At 60.3% G+C, this 21,015-nt stretch carries 21 protein-coding genes; 12 read left to right on the forward strand and 9 right to left on the reverse strand.

All coding sequences use genetic code 11. The features are described from left to right. The first annotated feature begins 84 nt into the window (after positions 1–84). A complete protein-coding gene (locus HKD46_RS02355; protein ID WP_043154205.1) occupies positions 85–897 on the forward strand; it encodes an NAD-dependent epimerase/dehydratase family protein in 813 nt (270 codons plus the stop codon). A 139-nt stretch (positions 898–1,036) separates the two neighbouring features. Then, entirely contained in the window at positions 1,037–1,435 is a 399-nt protein-coding gene (gene yciA, locus HKD46_RS02360) for an acyl-CoA thioester hydrolase YciA (RefSeq protein WP_029314261.1), read from the forward strand. A 6-nt stretch (positions 1,436–1,441) separates the two neighbouring features. On the opposite strand, the gene HKD46_RS02365 is transcribed toward yciA, so the two are convergent. Beyond that, positions 1,442–1,666 (reverse strand): hypothetical protein, encoded by a 225-nt coding sequence (locus HKD46_RS02365; protein ID WP_010674132.1) that lies wholly within the window; start codon positions 1,664–1,666, stop codon positions 1,442–1,444. A gap of 111 nt (positions 1,667–1,777) precedes the next feature. Here HKD46_RS02365 and HKD46_RS02370 point away from each other — a divergent pair, with 111 nt between their 5' ends. Beyond that, positions 1,778–2,623 carry an endonuclease/exonuclease/phosphatase family protein gene (locus HKD46_RS02370; protein ID WP_029314263.1) on the forward strand — a complete coding sequence of 282 codons (846 nt, stop codon included), beginning with the start codon at positions 1,778–1,780 and terminating at the stop codon, positions 2,621–2,623. A 95-nt stretch (positions 2,624–2,718) separates the two neighbouring features. Here the strand turns inward: HKD46_RS02370 and HKD46_RS02375 are convergent, their stop codons facing one another. Beyond that, on the reverse strand, positions 2,719–3,969 hold the full coding sequence (locus HKD46_RS02375; RefSeq protein WP_010674134.1) for a LysM peptidoglycan-binding domain-containing protein: 1,251 nt from the start codon (positions 3,967–3,969) through the stop codon (positions 2,719–2,721). On the opposite strand from HKD46_RS02375, the gene HKD46_RS21265 reads away from it, so the two are divergent. After that, positions 3,970–4,242, forward strand: a complete 273-nt coding sequence (locus tag HKD46_RS21265; protein ID WP_010674135.1) for a hypothetical protein — start codon at positions 3,970–3,972, stop codon at positions 4,240–4,242. Positions 4,243–4,329: 87 nt separating this feature from the next. On the opposite strand, the gene gloB is transcribed toward HKD46_RS21265, so the two are convergent. Then, complete coding sequence (gene gloB / locus HKD46_RS02380; RefSeq protein ID WP_109112289.1) at positions 4,330–5,094, reverse strand: hydroxyacylglutathione hydrolase; 765 nt, start codon at positions 5,092–5,094, stop codon at positions 4,330–4,332. A 78-nt stretch (positions 5,095–5,172) separates the two neighbouring features. Here gloB and HKD46_RS02385 point away from each other — a divergent pair, with 78 nt between their 5' ends. After that, entirely contained in the window at positions 5,173–5,895 is a 723-nt protein-coding gene (locus HKD46_RS02385; protein ID WP_161469592.1) for a class I SAM-dependent methyltransferase, read from the forward strand. Positions 5,896–5,901: 6 nt separating this feature from the next. Here HKD46_RS02385 and rnhA read toward each other — a convergent pair whose 3' ends face one another. Then, a complete protein-coding gene (gene rnhA, locus HKD46_RS02390) occupies positions 5,902–6,366 on the reverse strand; it encodes a ribonuclease HI (protein ID WP_171864875.1) in 465 nt (154 codons plus the stop codon). 75 nt (positions 6,367–6,441) lie between these two features. Between rnhA and dnaQ the strand changes: the two genes are divergently transcribed. Both dnaQ and HKD46_RS02400 read left to right on the forward strand, forming a co-directional pair. Next, positions 6,442–7,176 (forward strand): DNA polymerase III subunit epsilon, encoded by a 735-nt coding sequence (gene dnaQ, locus HKD46_RS02395; RefSeq protein ID WP_041212726.1) that lies wholly within the window; start codon positions 6,442–6,444, stop codon positions 7,174–7,176. After that, complete coding sequence (locus HKD46_RS02400) at positions 7,173–8,423, forward strand: TIGR03503 family protein (RefSeq protein ID WP_171864876.1); 1,251 nt, start codon at positions 7,173–7,175, stop codon at positions 8,421–8,423. The genes dnaQ and HKD46_RS02400 overlap by 4 nt, the downstream gene beginning before the upstream one ends. A gap of 75 nt (positions 8,424–8,498) precedes the next feature. Here HKD46_RS02400 and HKD46_RS02405 read toward each other — a convergent pair whose 3' ends face one another. Both HKD46_RS02405 and fadE read right to left on the reverse strand, forming a co-directional pair. Continuing rightward, on the reverse strand, positions 8,499–10,016 hold the full coding sequence (locus tag HKD46_RS02405; protein ID WP_039038835.1) for an HD domain-containing phosphohydrolase: 1,518 nt from the start codon (positions 10,014–10,016) through the stop codon (positions 8,499–8,501). Between the two features lie 174 nt (positions 10,017–10,190). Further along, positions 10,191–12,647: an acyl-CoA dehydrogenase FadE gene (gene fadE, locus HKD46_RS02410; protein ID WP_128296643.1), complete on the reverse strand. Its 2,457-nt coding sequence runs from the start codon at positions 12,645–12,647 to the stop codon at positions 10,191–10,193. 252 nt (positions 12,648–12,899) lie between these two features. Between fadE and lpcA the strand changes: the two genes are divergently transcribed. The 3 genes from lpcA to HKD46_RS02425 all read left to right on the forward strand — a co-directional run bounded on the left by lpcA (position 12,900) and on the right by HKD46_RS02425 (position 15,023). Beyond that, positions 12,900–13,478: a D-sedoheptulose 7-phosphate isomerase gene (lpcA, locus tag HKD46_RS02415; protein WP_039038837.1), complete on the forward strand. Its 579-nt coding sequence runs from the start codon at positions 12,900–12,902 to the stop codon at positions 13,476–13,478. Positions 13,479–13,589: 111 nt separating this feature from the next. Next, a complete protein-coding gene (locus HKD46_RS02420) occupies positions 13,590–14,387 on the forward strand; it encodes a class II glutamine amidotransferase (protein WP_043154215.1) in 798 nt (265 codons plus the stop codon). A 300-nt stretch (positions 14,388–14,687) separates the two neighbouring features. After that, positions 14,688–15,023, forward strand: a complete 336-nt coding sequence (locus HKD46_RS02425) for an Hpt domain-containing protein (protein ID WP_039038838.1) — start codon at positions 14,688–14,690, stop codon at positions 15,021–15,023. A 12-nt stretch (positions 15,024–15,035) separates the two neighbouring features. Here HKD46_RS02425 and yvcK read toward each other — a convergent pair whose 3' ends face one another. Further along, on the reverse strand, positions 15,036–15,959 hold the full coding sequence (yvcK, locus tag HKD46_RS02430) for a uridine diphosphate-N-acetylglucosamine-binding protein YvcK (RefSeq protein ID WP_161470246.1): 924 nt from the start codon (positions 15,957–15,959) through the stop codon (positions 15,036–15,038). 113 nt (positions 15,960–16,072) lie between these two features. Here yvcK and HKD46_RS02435 point away from each other — a divergent pair, with 113 nt between their 5' ends. Continuing rightward, a complete protein-coding gene (locus HKD46_RS02435; RefSeq protein WP_041215518.1) occupies positions 16,073–17,254 on the forward strand; it encodes an FIST signal transduction protein in 1,182 nt (393 codons plus the stop codon). Positions 17,255–17,272: 18 nt separating this feature from the next. Further along, positions 17,273–19,348 carry an ATP-binding protein gene (locus tag HKD46_RS02440; RefSeq protein WP_171864877.1) on the forward strand — a complete coding sequence of 692 codons (2,076 nt, stop codon included), beginning with the start codon at positions 17,273–17,275 and terminating at the stop codon, positions 19,346–19,348. Between the two features lie 272 nt (positions 19,349–19,620). On the opposite strand, the gene HKD46_RS02445 is transcribed toward HKD46_RS02440, so the two are convergent. Next, entirely contained in the window at positions 19,621–20,196 is a 576-nt protein-coding gene (locus HKD46_RS02445; RefSeq protein ID WP_010674148.1) for an LON peptidase substrate-binding domain-containing protein, read from the reverse strand. A 360-nt stretch (positions 20,197–20,556) separates the two neighbouring features. Further along, a complete protein-coding gene (locus tag HKD46_RS02450; RefSeq protein ID WP_113978478.1) occupies positions 20,557–20,922 on the reverse strand; it encodes a globin domain-containing protein in 366 nt (121 codons plus the stop codon). Positions 20,923–21,015 lie beyond the last annotated feature (93 nt).

Below are 21,015 nucleotides of genomic sequence, written 5' to 3' on the forward strand. Positions count from 1 at the left end.
AGGTAACCGGTTAATCCGGCTATTTCCTTCGTTACTTTCGACGGTCATCATTGGATGGCCGTTTTTTTTTGTCAGGATCCGGGTATGACGAACGAATTTGAGTATCAGACGGGTATCGTGGGCGCCGGCTGGCTGGGGTTGCCCCTGGCCAGGGCATTGCAAGAGCAGGGGCAATCTGTCGCGGTGACGGTCAGTACGGCCGAAAAGGCTGAACGGCTGCGGGGGGAGGGCATCGCCGCCTGGCCGCTGTTGCTCACCCCTGACATGGGATCACTGCCTTTTCGCTGTCATGACCTGGTGATCTGCGTGCCCCCCAGCAAGACCGGGGATTACCCGGCATCCGTGGCCCGCCTGTGCCGACAGGCGAGGGAGGCGGGTGTTCAGAGGGTTCTTTTTATCAGCGCGACTTCGGTCTGGGGGGCCGGACAGGGGGAGGAGGATACGCCCGCTCCAGCCCATGACAGAGGCTCGCGGATGCGGGCGGCCGAGCTTGCCGTGCTGGAAGGGCATGTTGACTGCGCCATGATCTTGCGCCCGGCCGGACTCTATGGTCCTGACCGTCACCCCGGCCGTTTTCTGGCGGGCAAGACGCTGGCCGGGGGAGGCCAGGCTGTGAACCTGGTGCATCTGGACGACGTGGTAGCCGCCTGTGAGCTGATGCTGGCCCAGGGGCAGGATGGGGATGCCTACAATCTGAGTGCCCCCGTTCACCCGCGCCGGGAGCAGCTCTACCCCTTCGCGAGCCGCTTGCTCGGGCTGGTGCCGCCGCAGTTCGTCGAGCCGGCGGGGGAGTTTGCTCCCATCGAAGGTCAGCGCATCTGCCAGCAGCTTGGTTTCGTCTATCGCTGGCCGGATCCGGCCCACTGGTTTGCGGACGGGGCGGCCTTGAAGGGTTGAACGGGTCGTCGCCATCCGGGCCCCGGAGTCGGTCATCTGGCGTGCAAACCAGATACGGCGCGCGCTCCGGGACAATTGAGGTTTGCCAAGGGGGGGATCGCCCCCTATCATGCCGCCATCCATGATAAAGAGAGCGGTAATGATGGAAGAGACCAAGCGCCACCCCGATGGGGAGCTGTTGCTGAGAACCCTGGCAATGCCAGCCGATACCAACCCCAATGGCGATATCTTCGGCGGGTGGATTATGTCCCAGATGGATATAGGTGGGGGCATCATGGCCAAGGAGCTGGCAAAAGGGCGCATCTGTACCGTCTCGGTGGAGGGGATGACCTTCCACAGCCCGGTCAAGGTGGGTGACGTGGTGTGCTGTTACGGTCGCTGCCTCAAGATTGGTCGCAGCTCCATGCGACTCAAGCTGGAGGTCTGGGTCAAGCCGGTATTGCGGGAGAACGAAGCCCAGCGGTACTGCGTGACCGAGGGCGTCTTCACCTATGTGGCCATCGACGATCAGGGCAAATCCCGCCCCGTCCCGGTCTGAGTCTGCTCAGATGAGCCGGGCATTGATGATGGATATTTCCTGCTCAAGCCCGGTTTTTTGCCGTATCATGCGCTCCAGCATCTCTTCCGACCCCACGCACTGCCGGGTGTCGAACAGACAGAGATCACATTGGGGATCCCGCCTGATTTGATAGACGGTGGAAAGCTCCACTTGATGACAGGTTCCCTGTTGATCGTAAAATGTCACGCGGTACTGGTGCTGTCTCGCCATCGTTGAATTCCTTCTGGATGAGTCGGGCCGGACACGAATAATGAGACTAGTCGGCGACCGTGGCCTGTGTGAGGGCCATGTCGTCTTGCAGAGGCAGGTGATTGTTAGCCAATGAAAAATAGTTATCGGATTCTGGGAACGTCCCTGCTGACGTTGGGGCTGGTCGGTTGCTTCGAGGTACCGGATCAAGATCATCTGGTGACTGCGGCAGGTATCATACCTGGCGCAAGCTGTGACAGACCACCTCTGGTGGCGCTCGCCTCCACGGCCTTGCCGAGGGAGTTTGGCATCACCGTCTGGAACCTCTACAAGGGACAACGCAAGAACTGGCGGGAAGGGCTGGATGAGTATGCCAAGTCCCAGGATCTGGTGCTGCTGCAAGAGTCGGCGACCCGGCCCGAGATGCTGGACTGGCTGAAGAGAGGCGATTTCCAGTGGCAGCAGTTGCAGGCCTTCACCCAGGGAGGTGTCTCCTTTGGCGTGATGACAGTGGCGAAAACGCCGCAGGCGTTTGTTTGTGGCGTCCGTTCCCCCGAACCCCTGCTGCGTATCCCCAAGTCAGGTCTGGTCAGTCTCTATCCCTTGCAGGGGGATCCTGACGGCGTGCTGGTGGTGAATCTCCATGCGGTCAATTTCGAACTGGGCATGGCGACCTTCCGCGAGCAGCTCAACGATCTGACTGCGTTGATCCATCGCCACCAGGGGCCGGTCATCCTGGGCGGCGATTTCAACACCTGGAGCGACAAGCGCGCGTTCTGGTTGAACAAGCTGGTGGGCGAGCTTGGCCTGCAGGAGGCCATACCTGTGCCTGATCTGCGTCGCACCGCTTTTGGCCGCCCGCTGGATCACCTCTACTATCGCAATCTGGATCTGGTGGAGGTGAGTTCACCTGCTACCGATGCCTCTGACCACAACCCCATTCTGGCGCGCTTTGCGGCCCAGGCTATCACTCCCTGAGTCATCCCTCAGGGGAGAGCGGAGTCGCCGCTGGTTCATGCAGACAAAAAAATACCCCGCATCAAGCGGGGTATTTTTTGGATTGCGACGAGCGATCAGCTGTTGTTCTTCACGAACAGGGTCAACTCCTGACCCGGCTTGAGATAGTCACTCTTGCCGAGCTGGTTCCAGCGCATCACATCGTTGACGGCGACCTGGAAGCGGGCTGCGATGGAGGAGAGGGAATCACCGCGGCGCACCTGATAGACCATGGACTTGTTGCTGCTCTTGCCCTGCTTGGGCCAGACCACCAGCTTCATGCCAGGCTTGAGGGCCGACTTGGCGTTCAGGCCGTTCCACTTGGCCAGGTCGGCGTGGGTGACCCCGTGTGCCTGGCTGATGCTCCACAGGTTGTCACCGGAGCGCACCTGATAGTTCACCTTGCCACCACTGCGGCTGGCGAGCTGCTGCGGCTTGCTCTGGGCAACCTGGGTTGCGCGCCCGCCATTGGGGATGATCAGGCTCTGGCCACGGCGCAGGTTGTTGCCACGCATGTTATTGGCCAGCTTGAGCTGTTGCACGGTCACCCCGTGATTCTGGGCGATCCGTGACAGCGTATCACCACTGGTGACCTGATAGGAGCGCACGCCACGGGTACGTTCACGCTGGGGCAGATCGGCCAGGGCCAGCTCCAGGGTGTCGGCGTACTCGACGGGGACCAGCAGGTTGTAAGGGCCCTGCGGCGAGGTCATGCCACGCTTGAGCGCAGGATTGAGCGCCTTGAGCTGGGAGGCGGAAACACCAGCCAGCTGGGCGGCCACGTTCAAATCAATCTGGCCACCGGTATTGATGGTTCGCAATTGCGGCTTGTTGGCCAGCACCGGCAGGGTGACATTGTATTTGTCCGCATTGCGGATCATGTCGGCCATGGCCAGGATCTTGGGCACATACATCCGGGTTTCGCGGGGCAGGTCCAGCGACCAGTAGTCGGTCGGACGACCAGCCCGTTCGTTGCGGGTGATGGCGTTGCGCACCCGACCTTCACCGGCATTGTAAGCGGCCAGGGTCTGCAGCCAGTCACCGTCGAAGAACCGGTTCAGGTACTCCAGGTAATCCAGTGCGGCATTGGTGGATGCCAGGACATCGCGTCGACCGTCGTACCAGTTGTCGTGGCGCAGGCCGAAATTCTTGCCGGTTGCAGGAACGAACTGCCAAAGACCGACCGCATTGCTGCGGGAGCGGGCATTGGGATCGAACATGCTCTCGATCATGGGGATGGTAATAAGCTCCATTGGCAGCTCACGCCGTTCGATTTCCTCTACCATCAGATACAGGTAGGGCTCAGCCCGGCTGGCAATGGTCGCCATATGCTTATCATTGCGCAACAACCAATCACGCTGTTGGCGAACCCGGGCATTATCGTGCGAGTCCAGCTGCATATCATCGCTGATACGCACCCACAGGTTATCAGTGTCATCCAGCTCTTCTATCTGTTCGTCGCCGAACAGCATCCGCGAAGAGTGTTTTTTGTACGTTTTCTTGCTGACTTGGGGGGATTTGATCGGCTCGATTGCCGTTACCGCCCGGTCATCCTGATGGCTCAGGTTTTGACAGCCGCTGAGAAACAGCGCTGCCAATAAGGCCGTTCGTAGCTTCATCTCGCTCAGGTCATCTGTGGAAAAACAGCTCGCATCATAAGGGGCAATGCCCCCCTGATCAAGGTTTGTTCAAAAAACGTCCTTCCAGGCCCGCAGAACAGCGAAGGTATCCTCTGGATTTTCCAAGCATTTAAGGGCGTATTTCTCAGCAGAAAATTTTACCGAGTCCTGCTCGCAGCGCAGAAAAACATTGAAATTCCGCTCATCTCCCAGCCGGGAGGGGAGACTCGGGAGGCCCTGCTGACGCAGTTTGCTGATCACGCCGATCTGCCGCTGGATCGCCAGGTTGTCGGGCTCGACCGCATGGGCGAAACGCAGGTTGGAGAGCGTGTATTCATGGGCACAATAAAGGAGGGTCTCATCGGGCAGTGCCGCGAGCCGTTGCAGGGAAGTGTGCATCTGTGCCGGGGTCCCTTCGAACAGACGGCCGCAACCGGCGCTGAAGAGGGTATCGCCACAAAACAGCATGCCCTGGCCGTAATAGGCGATATGCCCCAGGGTATGACCGGGCACATGGAGGACATCCAGACTCAGGCCATGCCAGTTGATCTGATCCCCGTCGTCGAGCCACTGGCCGTGATGGTCCGGCATGGGGTCATGCTTGGGACCATAGAGGCGAGCGTGGGGGAAGTGTTGTAGCAGCTCGGATACGCCCCCGACGTGATCGCGGTGGTGATGGGTCAGGAGGATGGCATCCAGCACCAGATCCAGCGCAGCCAGCCGTTCCAGCACGGGATCGGCCTCGCCTGGATCGACGACCAGGCAGTGATTTTCGTGACGGATCAACCAGATGTAGTTGTCGCTGAAGGCGGGAACTGTGATGACGGTGTACATGGGTCGAGGCTCTTGTGTTCTCTTTAAGGAAGGGATCTTATATAACTGGATGGCATTCGCCCCCGAGTTGGTCCCATTATGCAACTGGCACGTACCGAACAACAGATCGCGCTTCCGACCAGTTGGTCCGCACTGCCCATGGGGGACTGGGTGGCCGCCGAGCTTCAGGAGCGCCTCGACAACTGGTGCCCCCACCTCTTTGGCTATCACTTGCTCAAGATAGGTGCCCTGAGCGCCGAACTCTCCTGCGGTTGTTCCACCATTCGCCATCAAATCGGTGTCGCCTCCGGCGGACGGCTGCTGGACATCCAGGGGGATCCGCTCGCCTTGCCGGTGCGATCGGGGAGCGTGGATGCCTGCCTGCTGGCTCACTGCCTCGATTTCTCGCCGGATCCTCATCAGGTGCTGCGGGAGGCAGAACGGGTGCTGACCGACGATGGCTGGCTCATTGTCAGCGGTTACAACCCGCTCAGCCTGGTGGGGCTGGGTCACTATCTGCCCTTCATGCGGCGGCATCTGCCCTGGTCTGCCCGCATGTTCACGCCCGCACGGGTGACCGACTGGCTGCAATTGCTCGGCTGCGAGGTGATGTTCGACGAGCGGTTCGGTTTCTCCTTCATGGGCAGGCAGAGCAAGATCGGCTGGTGGCGGGAGAGTCTGGGGCGGGACTATTGCCGCTCCCTGGCGTCTGTTTACGTGATTGCCGCCCGCAAGCGGCGTTTCCCCGTGACACCGGTGCGTCGCCGCTGGCGGCTGCCGGAGTCGATGGCCGCGCCAGGAATGGCGCGCCAGGGCGGCTAGCGGGCATCAGGGTTGGTAGCCGCTGTCTTCGGCAAGCTGCTTGCCGTTGGCGGCCTCACGGGCCAGCTCGTCACAGCGTTCGTTTTCCGGGTGGCCCGAGTGTCCTTTCACCCAGAACCATTCGATCTGGTGACGGGCCACTTCCGCATCAAGGGCCTGCCAGAGATCGACGTTCTTGACCGGCTGACGGTTGGCGGTCATCCAGCCCTTCTTCTTCCAGCCGATGATCCATTGGGTGATCCCCTGGCGCACATACTGGCTGTCGGTGGTGAGCCGCACCTGGCAGGGTTCGTTCAGGGTCCGCAGCCCCATGATGGCAGCCATCAGTTCCATCCGGTTATTGGTGGTCAATCGAAAACCGGCGGAGATCTCCTTGCGATGCTTGCCATAGACCATGACGGCACCATAGCCGCCGGGGCCCGGGTTGCCTAAGCAGGAGCCATCCGTGAATAAATCAATCTGTTTCAACATGAGCAATCAATCTGTTTTAGCGAGAGGCTTGGGGTAAACTAGCGAGTAAAACCGAAGTTTGACATGGATTTGATCATGAGCACACCCCAACTGAATCGCCAGATCATTCTGGATACCGAAACCACCGGCATGAACACCGCGGGCGGCCCTGTCTATCTTGGGCACCGCATCATCGAGATCGGCTGTGTGGAGGTGATCAACCGCAAACTCACCGGCAACCATTTCCACGTCTACATCAAGCCGGATCGGCTGGTGGACCCCGAGGCCATCGCCGTGCACGGCATCACGGATGCCTTCCTGGCGGACAAGCCCTCTTTTAGCCAGATAGCGGACGATTTCATCGAGTTCATTCGCGGCGCCGAGCTCATCGCCCACAACGCCCCCTTTGACGTGAGCTTCATGGACTATGAGTTCAGCAAGCTCGGTCTGAACTTCAAGACGGCGGATATCTGCGGCATCACGGATACCCTGGCGATGGCGCGGGATCTCTTCCCGGGCAAGCGCAATAACCTGGACGTGTTGTGCGATCGCTACGGCATCGACAACTCTCACCGTACCCTGCACGGCGCCTTGCTCGATGCGGAGATCCTGGCGGACGTCTACCTCCTGATGACGGGTGGCCAGACCAAACTCAATCTGGCGAGTGAAACCAGCGAGAGCGAGACCAGCCAGGATACCGGCATTCGTCGTCTGGAGAGCAATCGCCCGCCGCTCAGGGTGGTTCGCGCGAGCGACGAGGTGGCGGCCGTTCATGAAGCGAGGCTGGATCTGGTACAGAAAAAAGGAGGTGCCTGCCTGTGGCGGCAATGAGATCGCTTTGGGGGCTGCTGCTGCTGGCCTCCCTCCCGGCCGCGGCCAACGAGGTGTTTGCGCCTTCCGACATTCCTCTGCTCGACAACCGCTTTCGCATCGATTACGGCGTGAAGGAGATCACCTTCATCATCAAGCGCAAGCCGGGGACGCCCTCGGTGATCCTGGTGCGACCCGATGGCAGCAAGCTCTATGTGGGCAAGGTCAAGCCGCCCGACGTGGGCTGGTTGCCCCTCAAGGATCAGGATCTCATCACCATCCGCGACCCCATGCCCGGCCCCTGGCAGGCGATCGGGGAGGTGGACCCCGACAATCGGGTGCGCCTGCTCACCGACATCCAGGTCGAGAGCGAGCCGCTGCCGGCCCGCCTCTATCAGGGTGAGCGTGTCAAACTGCAATCCCGTCTGCTGATCGATGGCGCGGCGCCTGGGGCGGGTTACTACCTCACCGATCTGGGCATGACCGTCAAGCTGCAGCAGTTCAACGATGCCAGCCAGAGCGGCGATCCCGTGTTCGAGGAGACCCTGGGACGCTACATGGATGATGGCAAGGGGGTGGACGAAGTGCCGGGGGACGGTATCTTGACCGCCGAGGCGGTACTGGACGTCCCTGCGGGAAAATACCGAGCCCTCTTCAGCACCGGCAATGAGGTCTTCTCACGAGCCCAGTCACAGCAGGTGCTGCTCTACCCCTGGCCGGTCAGCTATTCCCTGAATCCCCCCTCCGGGGAGGGGGGAGCCAAGCTCTCTCTGGTCATCGATGTGGATGAACTGGATCCCGCCTCCGTGGTCATCCAGGGCAAGGCCATCGACGGCAGCGGCAGTAGCATGACGTTCAACGAGGTGGCGACAGCGCCGCGTTTTGGCGTGGATCTCTCCGCCCTCAAGGCGGCAGGGCAGTACAAGGTGGAGGCCACCCTCTTTGGAACAACCCGGCTCGGTCGCGAGGTGCAACTGCAATTGCCGGCCAAGTCGTTCACCATAGCACCGCCTCCCCCCCCTCCCGCACCCTCTGCGGCCATGCCCGCATCCGCCGCCACCCCCGACCGGTTCGAGGAGCGGGAGAGTCCGGTCTGGCTGCCCTGGGCGCTGGGGGGAGGTGGCGTGTTGCTGCTCTTGCTGGGGGCCGGTGGTTTCATTCTGCTGCAAAAGCGCCGCACCCTGCACAAGGCGATGGCGGCGCAGAAGGCGCAACTTGAAGAGACGCCAGCAACCCCCAAACTGGATCTCAATCTGCCGGAGCAATAATTCCGCGCACATTGCAAAGAAGCCGCCCAATGGGCGGCTTCTTCATGGTGGCAAGTGGATGGGGTGAACCCGATATCAGTGAGCGCCGATATAGATGTCTTTGTACTGCTCGCGAATATCGAGGAACTTCTCCAGATTGGCCAGCATCAGGTCCACCAGGAGGGGGTCGAAGTGCTCTCCTTTCTCCTCCTTGATCAGCGCCAGCACCTGATCCAGCGGCCAGGCCTGCTTGTAGCAACGATCCGAGCCCAGGGCATCGAACACATCCGCCAGGGCGACGATGCGTCCTTCAAGCGGAATGTCCTCTCCCTTCAATCCGCGGGGATAGCCGCTGCCATTCCACTTCTCGTGATGGTTGCCCGCGATGGTGGCGCCTATCTGGAACAGGGCCAGGTCACTGCCGGAGAGCATGTCCTGCCCAAGCTGGGCGTGGGTTTTCATGATCTCCCACTCCTCGGGAGTGAGTTTGCCCGGTTTGTGCAAGATGGCGTCCGGGATCCCCACCTTGCCGATGTCGTGCAGGGGAGAGGCCCGCTTGATGAGCTCGCACCTGTCCTCATTCATGCCGAGCAGCTTGCAGAACAGTTCGGTGTAGAGGGCCACCCGCTTGACGTGCAAGCCGGACTCCTTCGAGCGACTCTCCACCAGCTCGCCGATGCGATAGATGATCTCTCGCTGGTTGTCACCGATCACCTCGTTGAGCCGGATATTCTCCAGCGCCACTATGATGTTTTCGGTGAACAGGCTCAGCAGCCCGGTATCCATCTGGCTGAGCGGGCGAGTGGTCTCGATGTGGAACAGCAGGTGATGACGGGCATTCTGGCAATAGAGCACCATCTGGTTGCCATCGTAGACATTGGCTCCCTTGGCCATGGCACAGCGCAGGATTTCCGGCGCATCGACGAGGCGCAGCATGGGACCATCGCTGAGCAGAGGCTCGAGCACCTGATCCCGCACCTCATACGCCAGGTGCTTCACATCGTAAATCTGGGACTCTTCCAGATTGAGCAGGGCGCTGAGCTGGGTCTGGGCTCCTTCGACGAACTGGCGCAGGGCACGCTGCTCGAAGATCCCCTTGGACGCCTCGATGACCTTCTCCAGCCCCTGTCGATTGCTCTCAAGGGTTCGGATGTCCCGGTAAGAACGCAGGCTGGCGCGCAACAGGGTGCGCAGTTTCTGGGAGGTAAGTTCGGTCTTGTCCTTGTAGTCGTTGATGTCGTAGTTGGTCACCACGTCATCTTCCGGGGCCTGGCCAGGCTGACCGGTTCGCAGCACGATGCGCACCATCTTGTTTTGCAGCTCGTCGCGCACGAACTTGACCACCTCGAGACCGGCATGATCGACCTCCATGACGACGTCGAGCAGCAGCAGGGCGACATCCGGGGTGAGGGCGAGCAAGGCTTTGGCTTCAGCCGCAGAGTAGGCGTGCAGAAAATCGATCGGCTTGCCGTCGAATTCAAACTTGTTCAGGGTGATTTTGGTGATGCGATGCACTTCGGGTTCATCGTCCACTATCATCACCTTCCAGCCGGCGGGACGCGGTGCTGATTGGGGAAGATCTTCATCATCAATAATCAGGATTTGATCATCCATTATGCAATCCTGTGTGTGATCCTGTGCTTACCTTAACCGCTTCATTCAATATAGGAAACGGATTGATATCCAAAATATGATCCAGTCGGTTTCTCTTTCTTCGTATCGAATGCCATCCACCAGCCCTTTCATGAAAAACGCCTCCACAAGGGAGGCGTTCTGGCATCAGAGGCATCAAGCTGCCCTGTGATAGGCGGAGGCTTCAAACAGTGCCTTGTTGGCCACCAGGTCGACGGGATCGAAGTCATCGACGTTGATGGTGCGAAGGCGACTCTCCTCGGCGCGCCGCAGCAGGTCCGCTTCGGCCTGGTTGATGACACCGAGGCTCAGGCCCGCCTCTGCCACCTTGTCGAGCTGGGTGAAGGGGCGTTTGCTCCCTTCGGCTTTGCACACCTTGTCAAACAGCGGCTCTGCGGTCAGCACATCGTCCAGCGCCTGTTCCAGCAGCCCGAAGGGGTTGCCCTCCTCGCGCGTCAGATATTGGCCCTCGGCCAGACGGCTGCGCGTGGCACTTGGCACCTGGAGCAGGCGGGCCACCTGGCTGTCGAGCTTGTCGGAGGGACGCTTCAGGTCGCGACCAAGGGGTAGCACGATGGCGCGCAGGGCCAGACCAATCCAGCGATTCGGGAAGTTGCGCAGCAACTCGTCGATCGCTTCCTGAGCCTTGAACAGGGCGTCTTGCAGTGCCCAGTGCAGCAGCGGCAGGTCGGCCTGCTGGCGTCCTTCATCCTGATAGCGCTTGAGGGCGCTGGAGGCCAGATAGAGCTGGCTCAGCACATCGCCAAGGCGGGCAGAGACCCGCTCCTTGCGCTTGAGCTCGCCACCCAGGGTGCCCATCGCCATGTCTGACAGGAAGGCCAGGTTGGCGGAGAGGCGAGAGAGCTGCTGATAGTAGCCCTTGGTCTGATCCTTGTAGGGCGCGGCGGCGAAGCGGGCACCGGTCAGCCCCAGCCATAAGCTGCGCACCAGGTTGCTGATGGCAAAGCCCACGTGGCTGAACATCGCCTTGTCGAAATCTTTCAGCGCCTGTTCTTTGTCGGGGTGGCTGGCGGCCAGCATCTCCGGCAACACATAGGGGTGGCAACGGATGGCTCCCTGACCATAAATGATCATGCTGCGGGTCAGGATATTGGCTCCCTCGACGGTCACGGCGATGGGCGCCCCCTGATAGCCACGGGCCAGATAGTTGCTCGGCCCCATACAGATGGCCTTGCCGCCATGGATGTCCATGGCATCGATGATGCACTTCTGGGCGCGGTCGGTGAGGTGGTACTTGACGATGGCGGAGATGACCGAGGGTTTTTCACCGAGATCGATGCCGGTGACCGTCAGTTTGGCGGCGGCGCCCATGATGTAGGCGTTGCCACCCAGGCGTGCCAGCGGCTCTTCAATCCCTTCCATCTTGCCAATCGGCAGCTTGAACTGGCGACGGATGCGGCTGTAGGCACCGGTGGCCAGGGCCAGCATCTTGACGCCGCCCGTGCTGTTGGAGGGCAGGGTGATGCCGCGACCGACGGAGAGACACTCCACCAGCATGCGCCAGCCCTGACCGGCCATGGCCGGACCGCCGATGATGAAGTCGAGCGGGACGAACACGTCCTTGCCGCGGGTCGGGCCGTTCTGGAACGGCACGTTGAGCGGGAAGTGGCGACGGCCGATGTCGACCCCCTTGATGTGGGTCGGAATGAGGGCGCAGGTGATGCCGAGCTCTTCTTCCTCACCCAGCAGGTGGTCAGGGTCACGCAGCTTGAAGGCGAGGCCGAGTACGGTGGCGATGGGAGCCAGGGTAATGTAGCGCTTGTTCCAGGTCAGGCGCATGCCGAGCACCTCTTCCCCTTCCCACTCGCCTTTGCAGATGATGCCGAAGTCGGGAATCGAGCCCGCATCAGAACCCGCTTCCGGACTGGTCAGGGCGAAACAGGGGATCTCCTTGCCGACAGCCAGACGGGGCAGGTAGTAATCCTTCTGCTCGTCAGTACCGTAGTGTTGCAGCAGCTCACCCGGCCCTAAGGAGTTGGGCACGCCGACGGTGGAGGCGAGCACGGCGCTGGCGCCGCACAGCTTTTGCAGCACGCAGGACTGGGCGTAGGCGGAGAACTCCAGCCCGCCATATTTCTTCTTGATGATCATGGCGAAGAACTTGTTGTCCTTCAGGTATTGCCACACCTCGGGAGAGAGATCGGCACGCTCGTGGGTCACTTCCCAGTCGTTGACCATGCGGCACACTTCTTCAACCGGACCGTCCATGAAGGCCTGCTCTTCGGCAGACAGCGTGCTGACCGGAATGGCGTGCAGCTTCTTCCAGTCCGGGTTGCCGGCAAACAGATCCGCTTCCCACCAGGTCGTCCCCGCTTCGATGGCTTCCTTCTCGGTTCGGGACATCTCCGGCATGATGGACTTGTAGATCTTGAACAGCGGCTTGGTCAGCTGGTTGCGGCGAAACTCCACCAGATTGAGGGGCAGGGCTATCACCGCGAACAGCGCCCACACCAGCAGGGGCACATGGCCATAGAAGGTGCCGGCGACCAGGGCGGCGGCCGTGGCAAGCGTGGCGGTGAACAGGGACGCACGGCGATAGGCCATGGCGCCGATCACCAGGATCACCCCGAGCAGAGTGAGGGTCGTCGTCATTGTTTGCTCCTTGCATGAATTGCCGAGGTTGGGAAATTGGCGTTAACTGATCCAGAGGTCTGACCTGTTGGATGTGGCCCCTGTTGTAATTCATACGCACAAACTTATCAAGCTGTTTACAAGCCTGTTACCTTGGCTCTGTGATCGGCATAACGCGCTGCCCGCCCCATCTTGGCGGGCGGGGGGCGACGATTGGACTGGCTTGTGCGACAATGCCGCCACCCTATGTTGGACGACGAGATTTCAAGAACCATGTACCAAGAACTGATCCGCAACGAGTTGACCGAGGCTGCCAGCGTGCTTCAGGCGTTCCTGGCAGATGAGCAAAATCTGAAAAACATCGAGGCGGCGGCCAAGCTGCTCGCCGACTCCTTCAAGCAGGAAGGCAAGGTTCTTTCCTGCGGCAACGGCGGCTCCCACTGCGATGCCATGCACTTTGCCGAGGAGCTGACCGGTCGTTATCGCGAGAACCGCCCAGGCTATGCCGGCATCGCCATCTCCGATCCCAGCCACCTCTCCTGCGTCTCCAACGACTTTGGCTATGACTATGTCTTCTCCCGCTATGTGGAGGCCGTCGGCCGTCGTGGTGACGTGCTGCTTGGCATCTCCACCAGCGGCAACTCCGGCAACATCCTCAAAGCCATCGAGGCGGCCCGTGCCAAAGGAATGAAGGTGATTGCCCTGACCGGCAAGGACGGCGGCAAGATGGCTGGTCTGGCCGATGTGGAGATCCGTGTGCCGCACTTCGGTTATGCCGACCGCATCCAGGAAGTGCACATCAAGGTGATCCACATCCTGATCCAGCTGGTTGAAAAAGAGATGGCCAAGTAATCAACGATCCGGGATTGAGAGGGGGGATGGGTGACCATACCGGCCCTCTCATCCAGCCGTGACGGTTGATTGACGAAACCAGAGTCAAGATATTCAGGGAGTGGATGGTATATGTGCGAACTGCTCGGCATGAGTGCCAATGTGCCGACCGACATCTGCTTCAGCTTTACCGGGCTGATGCTGCGGGGCGGCAAGACAGGTCCCCACAAGGATGGCTGGGGGATCACCTTCTATGAGGGGCGGGGTTTTCGCACCTTCAAGGATCCCGAACCCAGTGCCCAATCTCCCATCGCCAAGCTGGTCCAGGCACTGCCCATCAAGAGCCGTGCCGTGGTCAGCCATATCCGGCAGGCGAACCGGGGGTGTGTCTCCCTGGAAAACACCCACCCCTTTACCCGCGAACTGTGGGGCCGTTACTGGACCTTTGCCCACAATGGCCAGTTGACCGGTTACAAGAAGCTGCCCACGGGGCGGCACCGCCCGGTAGGCGACACCGACAGCGAGCACGCCTTCTGCTGGCTGCTCGACAGGCTGGAGCACAAGTACCCCAAACGGCCGGCAAATTTCCCCGCCATGTTCCGTTACCTCGCGACCCTGTGCGACGAGCTGCGCGGGCTCGGGGTGTTCAACATGCTGCTGTCGGACGGAGAGTTCGTGATGACCTATTGCAGCAACAACCTTTACTGGTTGACGCGCAGGGCTCCCTTTGGCGAAGCTCGTCTGCTGGATGAGGATGTGGCCATCGACTTTCAGAGTGAAACCACGCCGAACGATGTGGTGACCCTGATCGCCACCCGGCCGCTCACCGGCAACGAGAATTGGGTGAAGATGGTGCCCGGGGAGTTCTGCCTGTTCAGGCTGGGCGAGCTGGAATATGGCAATGCAGCCAACTTGTTGAACCAGAAATAAAAAATACCAGGGTAGATGTCTACCCTGGTTCTTCGCAGCAGCCATACAGGCAAAAAGGGATGAGAGAGGTGTTGCTGAGCCGCATCATTCTCATGGGTTGCATTGTTACTTTAATGTTAATTTTGTGACAACCTTTATCTCTCTCCATTCTGACTGACATACCGATAACTTGAAGCTGCTCACATTCTGGTGTCCCAAGAGCATCCGGAGCGATACGGGTATGCCCGAAGGGCGGGTGACAGCGGGGCTGTGGGTCCGCTATATTGTGGTCTGTTTGAATACCATCATAGGGAAGAGAAGATGGAGTGGCTGGATCAGAAAGTGCTGCGACAACTGGCAGATGATATCGGTCACGAGATGATGCCGGTCGTCATCTCGGTGTTTGTCGAAGAGGTAGGCGAGCAGTTGGCCCAATTAAGACCGCTTTTTGAGCAGCGGGACTGGTCAGCCCTGGCGCGTGTTGCCCACAGCATGAAATCGTCCTGTGGCAGCTATGGCGCCAAACCCAGCTATCAGCAGGTCATGGATCTGGAGTCCGCCTGTCGCCGGGAAGATGAGCAAGAGGCCGGCAGACTGCTGGCTGAGCTGGAGCACTCCCTGCCCCAGGTCTTCACCCATCTGGCCCAGTTTCACTGATCCAGAAGGGCATCAGCCCGCCATGTCGCGCTCGCCAAGCCTGTTCAGGATCACGGTGTCGAGTGCCAGCCGCAGCTTGAGGCGGTCGTGGCGGTGGGGGAGGGCTGCTTCACCCAGCTCGGCCCGAACGAGGCAGTGCTGCAGCTCGGGTACCTGGGGGCCCTCGGGAGCCAGAATGGCATCGATCCGGCCGCTGCCTATCCGCTCTTCCAGCCAACGATGTTGACTGGACAGTGACAACTGGCCTGCCGGACCCTCTTCGTCCACCAGATTGCTGATGAACACGACGATGGCGCGGCTGCTGCGGATCGCCTCCGCAATCTCGCGCAGCAGCAGAGGAGGCATGATGGAGGTGAGGAAGCTGCCCGGCCCCAAGATGATCATGTCGGCCTGGCTCAGCGCCTCGACCGCTTCGCGCGTGGCGGGTACGACCGGTTTCAGGCTCAGGGCCCGTGGCGGCGTGGTGAGCTGATCGATGGAGACCTCCCCCAGGATCTGATCGCCACAGACGGTGTGGGCGCACAGATCGGTGGGATGCTCGGACATGGGCAGCAGATTGGGTTCAATTTCCAGCATGTCGCTGATGAGCCGGATGGCATCCAGGGGGCGCACGCAGAGGTTGTCGAGGGCCAGCAGCATCAGGTTGCCGAGGTTGTGGCCCGCGAGCTCGCCGCGGCCGGTAAAGCGGTGCTCGAACAGCTGGCTACCGATGCTGGGGGTGGTCACCAGCTGGTTGAGGCAGTTGCGCAGATCCCCCCAGGCGATGCACTCCTGGCTTTTGCGCAGGCGTCCGGTGGAGCCGCCATCATCCGTGGTGGTGACGATGCCCGTCAGCCGGGATCCCAAGAACGACAGGGAAGAGAGCACCCGGCCCATACCGTGCCCGCCGCCGATGGCGACAACCCGGTCGAAGTCATTGATATTTTTCTGCCACATGCAGTGATCCCGTGGGAGGCCAATGGGCACCATTCTAGTCTCCATGGCCAGGTAATTGTTTGATAAGGGTATGATTTTTGCTTGATGCCAGCATCCCGTACCCCTAGGAGACGATGTTGAACTTCCTGACGGCTCACTCGCTTGCCGAGACGACCCCACTGGCCGCCCAACAAGTTACAGAGCGGTTGCATGCCCAGTCATCCCATGTTCCATCGTTGTTGCTGGTCTATTTTACCCAAGCACACGAGGCGGCGGAACTGCGCCGTGCGCTCAAGGCACGTTTTCCCGATACCCGGCTGATAGGTTGCAGCTCCTGCGGCGGTATCCTGACCCAGGATGGCCATCATGGTCGGCATGGCTGGAGCCTGTCGGTCGCCGCCCTTTATGATGACAAGGGGGCCTATGGCGTGGCTGGCCAGATGGGGGATCAACCGGATGTGCGGGCATTGCTGCGCCGCGCCATCGCCGATGGTGGCCGACCGGGAGAGCTGCCGCAGCTCGTGTTGCTGCACACCAGCCCGGGGCTGGAGGAGGCTGTGCTCGCGGGGATCGACGCCGAGTTTGGCGCGACCGTTCCCGTCGTCGGCGGGTCGGCGGCAGACGACGGCGTGGCCGGGCAGTGGCAGCTGTGCTGGGACGAAGGGGAGGGATCACAAGGGTGCGTGTTGGCGGTGCTTTACCCCGATTGCCAACTGGCGTTCCAGTTTCATTCAGGCTATGTACCCACCGAGTGTCGCGGCATCATTACCGGGATAGACGGGCGGGAGGTGCTGACCATCGATCACGAGCCGGCGGCCCGGGTCTATGGTCGCTGGACCGAGCGTGCGACGCCCTGGCCGGTGGGCCCCATCCTCAGGGAGACGACGCTCTCGCCACTGGCCCGTCAGGTCGGCATGCTCGATGACCTGCCCTACTACAAGCTCTCCCATCCCGAGGCGGTGACGGCGCGGGAGGGGCTGCGCCTCTTTACCGAGACCCGACTGGGAGAGCGGCTGCTGCTCATGTACAGCAGCCAGGAAGGGTTGTTGCAGCGCAGCCTGAATGCGGTGAATATCGAGCCTGAATATGGCATGGCGAGCAATATGCGCCCCTTTGGCGCCCTGGTGGTGTTTTGTGCCGGTTGTCGGCTGGCACTGGGGGACAGGCTGGGGGACATCGTCAGTCAATTCAGTCAGAGGCTGGGTGAGATCCCCTTCATCACGCCCTTTACCTTCGGTGAACAGGGACGATTACCCCATGGTGAGCTGGCACACGGCAACCTCATGGTGTCGAGCGTAATCTTCCTCGAGAGCTGACACTGTGCTGGATTCAAGATGATAGGCAATAGCGAACTCGAAACCCTGGGTGACAAACTGCAAACCACGCTGGTGGAGCTGATGCGTTGCCGGGAGCGGGAGGCCAGATATCGGGAGGAGTCCCAAGCCCTGTTGTGCGGGGTGGCGACCCTGGCACAGGCCCAGAGTCTGGAGCAGGTACTGGAGAGTCTCATTCTTGCTCTCAAGCCCTTTATCGGATTCGAACAGGCGGACGTGGTTGCCTGGGAGGCCGTGGGGGGCAGCACCCATCTGAGCACCCAGCCGGACGAGGTCGGCAGGATCTGGTCGCTGACACCGCTCTTCTCCAGGGCCATCGAGGGGGAGACCCTGGTTATCTATGATCCTGCCCAACTGCCTGAGCTGGCGCCGCTGGCGGGGGCGCCGGGCTGGGCCAGCGTCATGATGACAGGCTTGCAGGGACCGGGGTTTTCCGGTGTGCTCATCTGCCGGCACGGCGTGGCGGGCACCTTCGATCTCAAGAGCAAGGCGGCGATGCAGCGTTGTCGCCCGCTCATCTCCCAGGCCCTGGTCAACATCGCCTATCGGGCTCGCCTGCAAGAACAGGTTGACCTCAAGACCCTGGCTCTGCAGGCCAGCGAACAGCGTTTTCGCAGTTTTGCCGCCATGGCCTCCGACTGGTTCTGGGAGACCGATCCCCAGCACAGGCTCAGCTATGTCTCTGCCCCTGGCTATCAGGGGGAAGTGCTGGCCCGCCAGACGGGGAGAAGCCTCTATGATTTTGCCCACGACAAGCAGGACCCGGCCTGGAGTCACTACCGGCACCTGATCGCCCACCATCTGCCGGTGAGGGGAATGCGGGCCCAGGTGATGCTGGCGGGCGGGCCTTGCTGGATGGAGATCAATGCGGAGCCTTGCCATGATGCCGGTGGCCGCTTCCTCGGCTATCGGGGCACGGCGCGGGAGATAGGCAGCCAGATCCGCCGCGAGCAGGAGCTGGCGCGGGCGCGGGATGATGCCGAGACGGCCAACCGTGCCAAATCCCAGTTCCTCGCCATGATGACCCACGAGATCCGCTCTCCCATGAACGCCGTGCTGGGAATGTTGGATCTGCTGCAGCACGGCCGGCTCGACACTCCGCAACAGACCCTCATCGGCCATGCCACCCACTCTGCGCATCTCTTGCAGACCATCATCGACGACGTGCTCGATTTCTCGAAAATAGAGTCACATACCCTGACGCTGCACTGTGAACCCTTTCAGCCAGCCGAGCTGTGCCGTGCCCTGGTGGAGCCCTTGCAGGCACAGGCCAGTGCCAAGGGCATCACACTGCACTGGCATCTGGATGAGACGCTCCCTGAACGCCTTCAAGGGGATGCCGTCCGCCTCTCCCAGGTGATAGGCAACCTGCTTGGCAATGCCGTGAAGTTCACCTCCGTCGGCAGCGTGCGTCTGGCGTTGACCTGGGAGGAGGAAAAGCTGGGGGTCATGGTCAGCGACACGGGGATCGGCATCTCCACCGAGGATCAGGCGTTGCTGTTCGAACCCTTCTATCAGGTCGACAGTTCGGCAACCCGCCGCTTCTCCGGCTCGGGGCTCGGACTGGCCATCTGCAGGCGGCTGGTGCAGCTGATGGGGGGAGATATTTGCGTGCAGAGCACGCCTGGGCTGGGAAGCTGCTTCTGGTTCGAGCTGCCCGGGATGGCCTCTCCCTGTGCTCCGGCCGCCGCCCCCAGCAGTGAAGAGTGCGCCAGACTGGAGCTGGATGTGCTGGTGGTGGAAGACAGTCCGGTCAATCAGCTGGTGGTATCCCTGATGCTGCAGAAGCTGGTGTGCAGGGTGAGGCTGGCAGGCAATGGTCTGGAGGCCTTGGCACAGGTGGCGAAGCAGCAGCCGGACCTTGTCCTGATGGATATGCGGATGCCGCAGATGGATGGGCTGGAGGCGACCCGGCGCCTGCGGGACATGGGGTGCGAGGTGCCCATCGTCGCGTTGACGGCCAATGCCATGATGGAGGACAGGGCCCGCTGCCTTGCCCAGGGCATGAACGATTTTCTGGCCAAACCCATCAGTCTTGCCAGGCTGCGAAGCTGCCTGCTCCGCCATTGCAGGTGATGTCGGCCGATTTTGGGTAAAAAAAATGGTCAACCTGGTGGTTGACCAATTCTTCAGCAAATACTGAAGAGAGCACGGGATAAATCGGGTTGTACGGTTTTATATGAAAAAGTCGTGCCAACTTTTCAAAACCTGTTATTTGCGGCCTGTAGCTGAATTGTGTGTTATTTATCGCTACCGTGATTGCAAAATGCAATTCTCATTTTTTCATTATAAGAATGCAGTGCCGAGAATTCGCGTTTTGCAAACCAACCGTTGACTCACTCTTTGACTCACTGTGCGATCAGTCGGCGCAAGAACTGGCGCGCCGCTTCACTGTTCTGTTTGGCAATCAACATCTGTTTTTCATAGATCGGCATGGGCAGGATCTCGAGCCAGCGTTGGCAGAGCCAGGCTGCATCGTCGAACTGCTTGTCCGGGTAGAGCTCATCCAGTTCCGGGTATTGTGCAAAGACCTCTCTCAATCGGCTGACCAGCTGGTTGTCGCTGACATCAGAATCCGCACTCGGCCAGTTGGGCAACGGCTCGACCTGGGCGTGCCTGAGGCCTGCGCTATCCGTTTCCATCTCGTGGATGCAGAAGCGTTCAAGGCCGAGCACGGTGACCCCGAGCAAACCGTCGTTGAGGGTATAAAAATCAGTCACCTTGACGCGGGTTCCGACCGGGAGAATCCGTCCGCAGGTGCCCGTGCTGGTGGTCTCTTCCATCACGATGCCAAAGCCACGATCCTCGAGGAAGGACTCCTTGAGCATCTGCAGGTGGCGCGGCTCGAACAGGCGAAGGGGGAGCTTGCCACCGGGCAGAATGTGGGACGGCAAGGGGAACAGTGCCAGTTGTTGAAGTTTCATGTTCCATCCTCCTAATCAGTCATTGCTGAATGTGACAATGCAGTGACCGTGCCAGAGAGAGGTGGCGTGGCGAAGGGGTGAGTCATTTCCCGTGGTTATTTTTAATATCCATTTAAAATCAATCTATTGTGATTTGATGTCGCGAATGCAGGCAAGGCAGTGCGAAAGGGATTCAGGTGAGGTGTAAGGGCGCCGAACATACCCTGTGTGCAGAATGAGTCTATTTTCGCATATTGCAAATTTGATTCATGCAAAATGCCTGTTACAGACCCATTCAGCGATTGGGGGCAAAGGCCAGGGGATCAGGTGGTGAATTCGGTGTGCTGTGTCATGCCGTCCAGCATCAGGGCGGCTATCTCGTCATACATCTGACCAGGCCTGTGCCAGTGCCGGGGTAAAACCACTGCCGAGACGCCGTGCCAGCACCTGGGTCAGCGCCTGTTTGAGCAGTGCAAACTGGTGGGGTTGAACGTTGAATCGCTGGTGACGCCTGCCGAGATCGCGAATGATGAAACCCAGTGCATCCAGTTGGGAGAGGCTGGTGATGACGGTGTTCAGGGTGTCCGACACCTTGGCAACGGGCAGCTCCTGATGTGGGGGAAAGAGGGCCCTGAGTTCGGGGGACAATCTGAACAGCTCTTCATAAACCTCCTGGACATAGCTGTTGTTCAGGGCGCTCACCCTGCCCCAGGCTTTCTGGACCAGCTCTATCTGCTCAAAGGTCATGTCGATGTTTCCTTCCCGTGCGATGTCATGAAAATAATAATTCATCTACTCAATAGAGCACCGGGTTCCGCGCCATTTGGGGAAAAGAAGAGG

The organism is Aeromonas sp. TW 6 (assembly GCF_013168745.1).
Classification (GTDB): domain Bacteria; phylum Pseudomonadota; class Gammaproteobacteria; order Enterobacterales; family Aeromonadaceae; genus Aeromonas; species Aeromonas caviae.